At 48.4% G+C, this 4,958-nt stretch carries 6 protein-coding genes; 1 reads left to right on the top strand and 5 read right to left on the bottom strand.

What is annotated here, in order from left to right:
* The 4 genes from EMM73_RS19595 to EMM73_RS19580 all read right to left on the bottom strand — a co-directional run.
* Positions 1 to 1,565: LodA/GoxA family CTQ-dependent oxidase (locus EMM73_RS19595; RefSeq protein WP_127688448.1), on the bottom strand; the 1,565-nt coding region annotated here is incomplete at its 3' end.
* Between the two features lie 174 nt (positions 1,566 to 1,739).
* Positions 1,740 to 2,396, bottom strand: a complete 657-nt coding sequence (locus tag EMM73_RS19590; protein WP_127688447.1) for an HAD-IA family hydrolase — start codon at positions 2,394 to 2,396, stop codon at positions 1,740 to 1,742.
* 45 nt (positions 2,397 to 2,441) lie between these two features.
* Positions 2,442 to 2,840: a fosfomycin resistance glutathione transferase gene (gene fos / locus EMM73_RS19585; protein WP_127688446.1), complete on the bottom strand. Its 399-nt coding sequence runs from the start codon at positions 2,838 to 2,840 to the stop codon at positions 2,442 to 2,444.
* A gap of 84 nt (positions 2,841 to 2,924) precedes the next feature.
* Positions 2,925 to 3,242, bottom strand: a complete 318-nt coding sequence (locus EMM73_RS19580) for an antibiotic biosynthesis monooxygenase family protein (RefSeq protein WP_127688445.1) — start codon at positions 3,240 to 3,242, stop codon at positions 2,925 to 2,927.
* A 198-nt stretch (positions 3,243 to 3,440) separates the two neighbouring features.
* On the opposite strand from EMM73_RS19580, the gene EMM73_RS19575 reads away from it, so the two are divergent.
* On the top strand, positions 3,441 to 4,547 hold the full coding sequence (locus tag EMM73_RS19575) for an SGNH/GDSL hydrolase family protein (RefSeq protein ID WP_127688444.1): 1,107 nt from the start codon (positions 3,441 to 3,443) through the stop codon (positions 4,545 to 4,547).
* A gap of 29 nt (positions 4,548 to 4,576) precedes the next feature.
* On the opposite strand, the gene dhiA is transcribed toward EMM73_RS19575, so the two are convergent.
* On the bottom strand, positions 4,577 to 4,958 hold a 382-nt coding region (gene dhiA, locus EMM73_RS19570; RefSeq protein WP_127688443.1), incomplete at its 5' end, for a type II toxin-antitoxin system antitoxin DhiA.

The following is a 4,958-nucleotide window of genomic DNA, read 5'->3' as shown; positions in this document are numbered from 1 at the left end:
AGTGGATCAGTTTTGCATTGTTGGTAACAACTGGCAGTATCTGTTTGCCATGGAATAGCCATCCAACGGGTAATACCGCCAGCGACCTGGCCACTGCGAATAGGACCATTGAGCTGCAAAGCGATCTGCGAAGTCATCTCCGGGCCATAATTAATGCCATGGGTAGGCGCCGTATCTTCAGCATGGCGCAACCTAAAAGCCTCTGAATACATACCTGCAGTGCGCATAGGCCAGGTCATCTCACAACCTGGGTGAAAAGCATCAGCCAGGCAAAACTCCATGGCTGCTCGGGTTAACATATCAGGCTGCTCAAACAGCGGCACTTGCTCCAAACATTGAGGCGGTATTTTATGCGGTTCATAGTCGGCAATAAAGTTACCATCGACCCAGTCAGCCAAAGCTCGCAGCTGCAGTGAAGTTAATGACACAAACTGACGCGGCGATGCACTGGCATTGACCCCCATAGCATCACCATACAACCAGGGCCATAACTGTGGTGACGCTGCAGCATAACGAGGATCCCAGCTTTGGGTATTGGCCTGACCGTCTGGAGTACTAAATACTGTATCCAGTGAGCGAAAATTATGCGCCAAAGTGCGGCGGGCTTCTTGCCAGGTGTTTGATGGATCGGACAAACGCTTTAACCAATGCTCCGAGCTAAAATCAAAAGCGCTGTTCCAGCCAAAACCAGCGGCATAACCGGCATTGACCCACTGTAAATCGGTTAAACGCTGAAATATAGGCAGAATATCCTGAGCAAAAGAAGGACGACCAGGCAGAGGTAATTGCCCTGCATCCACAGCTACGTCACGCATTAAATCCCACATGGTGCGGACAGACTTCTGCATAGGCGCATAATCCGGTGGCGCACAAATCACCCAGGCGGGTTTAACTTCAAGAGTTCTGCCGTCGTACTGCACCTGCGCAGTAATTGGACCGTCGGACGTATCATCGTACCAGCCTTCGTTATTGCCAAAGGTCACCGCAGGTTTGCCTTCAGGGTTAGCCGATTTACCATGACCCCCTAACATCAGCAAACGCCCTTCTTCATCGGTGCGCATCTCGCCCAAATAAACCGCCAGTCCAGTAAAAGAGCCGATAAATTGACTACCGGAGCCATCCATATTTTTGCCTGAAACGCTATGTGCCCCACCATCAATCAGCAAAGTACTGCGATCTGACACAGTGGCATTACGTAGCAGTGAAGGCTCAGCTTGTGCTGCTTCAGGAATATCTAACGCCAGTTGAAATTGATACCAGGACGCTTTTTGATTGGCCAACCGCGCGTTCCACTTGATAGTGGCGTTATTTGCAGTCAGTTCTTTCACTGCCCGACCTGATGCATCCAAACCATAGACCCGAAAACGCGCAGCCTGACGTTTTAAAGCTCCGCTTGCGTCGCGATATGAACCCAGATCTGCAGCTATGGGTTGATTCACTTCCGGCCCAATAAAAAACTCTTTCGGGCTATTCCCTACCCGCATCACGCCAATAGGAGGGTAAATAGCAGCGCTGACTATTTCGGCTTCAGACTCGGGACCATAAGATGACACTAGCTGACTCATACAGATTTTCCTTGCTTTGGACTTAGCAGTTTTAGGCAGCTGCATACAGCTTAGGCAGCAATTTGTTCTAATGATAGAAACGCAAAATTAGCCTAGTCCAATCAGGAACAGATGTAAATATAAGGTGATATTTTTAATCCCGAGTCTGCTGAGTGGCCTTTAATCAGCCTATCTCTACTTGAGCTTCCTGAGCAGCACTTCTCCATCTTCGATGTAGTCCTGCAAAGTATGGTGTTGTGCCAGATAGCCCGGGCCAGACGGAATATGAGTCGCTGTCACTACCACTAACAGGCCTCCTGCAGCCAGCGCAGCAGCAATGCCAATTTCAGCATCCTCAAAAATCAGACAATCAGTACAGTCCACACCCAGTTGTTTTGCCGCCAACAGGTAGCCATCAGGCTCTGGTTTGCCCCGTTCCACATCTTCAGCAGTGATCAGCACTTGGGGTATGGGCAAGCCAGCAGCTTTTAACCGGGTTAACGCCAACTGCCGCGGAGCAGAAGTCACCACAGCCCAGCGGGATAAGGGGAGCCGGCTTAAAAAGGCGGCAGCACCTGGTATTTCCTCCACGCCCTGCACCTCAGCTATTTCAGCCTGAGTGATAAAAGCAGCCTCTGCTGCGGCATCGATAGTGGGCAAGTTGAGGCTGGCAATGGTATCTATCGCCCTCCTGCCATGAATAGTGGGCAAAAAGCTGGCAACATCAATGCCATGAGATCTGGCCCACTTAGCCCAAACGTTTTCTGCTGCCGCAATAGAATTGATAAGGGTGCCATCCATATCAAATAACATGGCGGAAAAACCATGATCCGGTAGTACATCAACAGTCATAAAGTACAGCTCCCTAACACCTATGAGTGAAAACTATGCTGTCAGCTAAAGCCACTCTAAGCCAGCATAGGGGTTGTTTTTCAATGCATCTAACCTGCTTTGTAGAGCGCCACAATGCACTTCCAATTGGTGACCATCAGGATCCAGCAAATACAGCGAATCGCCTTCACTTGTATTTTGCTTCCATTCCGTCACACCAGCTTGCCTTAACTTTGTGACAAAGGCGGGAAAATCGTGCTCAGCTATATCAAACGCCACATGAGAATAGTCTGTGGCAGGTGACACCTTATCGCAGGACAGACAAAACCATAAGTCTCCAAGACTAAGGTAAGCGCCTTTATCCCAACGCACATGCGCTTTCATACCAAGCAAGTCACAGTAAAATAACAAGGATTGTTCCAGATTACTGACTGCTATGGTGATGTGATTTAATCCTTTGAGCATCAACAACTCCTTCGCATCATGCTGTTCTTTATTGGTTCCTCAGAGTCTGCTTTCAGACATGAGCGCTGCAAGTCCAAGTCTTAGCTAGATACCATAATCATGCTCTACTTTGGCAATTCTGGTTTTAAAACTGCTATACCACAGCTCGTGCCCAAGCTTTTGCGCGACTAAATGCCCGGCATTACTTTTCCACTGCCGGATAGACTCCAGATCGGTCCAATAGGACACAGTAATACCCAAGCCCTCTCTGGCTGACTCTATACCAAGAAAACCCTGCTGTGTCGAAGCCAGCGCCACCATCTTATCCGCCATCTCGCCATAACCATGGTCGCCATCAGTGCGAAGGGAGCTAAAGATCACTGCGTAATAAGGCGGAGTTGGTGTTGTGGCTATCTCTGACATTCTTGTTCCTTTGTATATTTACCAATCCATATCATGCCGCATACAGCAGCTTATCATGCATTATTCTGCTGAAAGCTTGATTACGGCTTAGCTGCGGATTGAAAAACTAGATAATGCTTGTTCGGACACAGTATTGTTTTTTAATTTCTATTTTGTTGCTACCATAAAAATTTACCTGACAACAAACGCCAAACGACTATGAAATCACTTCTATTGCGTACAAAAGCTCTCTGCCAACGCCTGCTGCTCCCTGTAGTGCTCACCGTTTTTTGCAGCACAGCTGCCGCCAGCACTTTTATTAGCCCAGACCATAGCCATTTTTTATACACTGGCCGTATCGATTTTAGCAAGGCTAAATCGCCTTCGCTGTCATGGCCAGGCACTAGTATCAAGGCTAACTTCAGCGGCTCAAGCTTAACCATAGTGCTGGATGATCAGCACGGCAAAAACTACTTTAATGTAATTATTGATGGCAACGACAGCTCCCCTTTTGTACTGCAGGCCAAGCAAGGTGAACACAGGTATTTGATTAGCAGCAGCCTCTCCGCTGGGGCTCATAGCCTTGAGATTTACAAGCGTACTGAAGGTGAAGAAGGAGCCAGTCAGTTTAAAGGTCTGGTGCTGGACGCTAGTGGCAAATTACTCGCGCCGCCAAACCGCCCCCAGCGAAGGATGGAAATCTATGGCGACTCCATTAGCAGCGGCATGGGCAACGAAGGTGCAGACAACGGCGCAGATGATCTGCTGTCAGATAAAAACAACTACCTTGCCTATGGCGCAATAGCGGCCAGAGCGCTGAATGCCGAACTTCATACTATTTCGCAAAGTGGCATAGGCGTGATGATCAGTTGGTTTGATTTCACCATGCCACAGTTTTACGACCAGTTAAGCGCTGTGGGTAACAATAACAGCAGTTGGGAATTCAGCAGCTGGACACCGGATCTGGTGCTGATTAACCTAATGCAAAATGACAAATGGCTCATCGACAACGAAAAACGTCTGCAGCCTGTGCCAGACGACGCTCAGCGTATCGTCGCTTACCAGCAATTTATTGCAACTATTCGCAGCAAATACCCCAAAGCACAGATTATTTGCGCCCTAGGCAGCATGGATGCCACAGCAACAGAGCAATGGCCAAACTATGTCCGTAAGGCCGTAAAAAACCTGCAGGACCAGGGCGATACTCAACTGGACACCTTGTTTTTCCCTTTTACCGGCTACGGCCAGCACCCAAGAGTGGCACAACATCAGGCCAATGCCAAACAGTTAACTGCTTTTATTCGTGAAAAAATGCGGTGGTATTAGAGCTAAAGTTCAGTGTTCTGCTTTAAAAATCAGGCTTGTTTTAACTTATCTTTAGCCAGTTCAATGACAGCATGGCCGAGCTGCACCAAAGTGGCAAAATTGGGGGTGGTTTCTGGCTTTAAGGAGCGATAAGCGCTGGTTCTGCTTTTAATACCCGCTTTGGCAATAACCTGACTATGGCCAAATTGCTCGACGTAAGAGCGAACAGCGGCCTGCAAAATATCAGGGCGGCCCTCCTGCATCGAATCCCAGGACGCCTGTTTAATCACAGTTTCCATCTCTTTTACATCAAAGCTGGTCTCTAAGGTTTTGTTTTCGCCTTGGGTGATAGCTCGCAATGTCGCAGCAGATAACTCGTTGCCACTCCAGTTTAATGAGCCGTCAGCAGTTAAAGAGAACTTCTTAAAGTCT

It is taken from the genome of Rheinheimera sediminis (assembly GCF_004005375.1).
In the GTDB taxonomy this organism is placed as follows: domain Bacteria; phylum Pseudomonadota; class Gammaproteobacteria; order Enterobacterales; family Alteromonadaceae; genus Pararheinheimera.
This window is presented reverse-complemented; position numbering and strand designations above follow the sequence as displayed.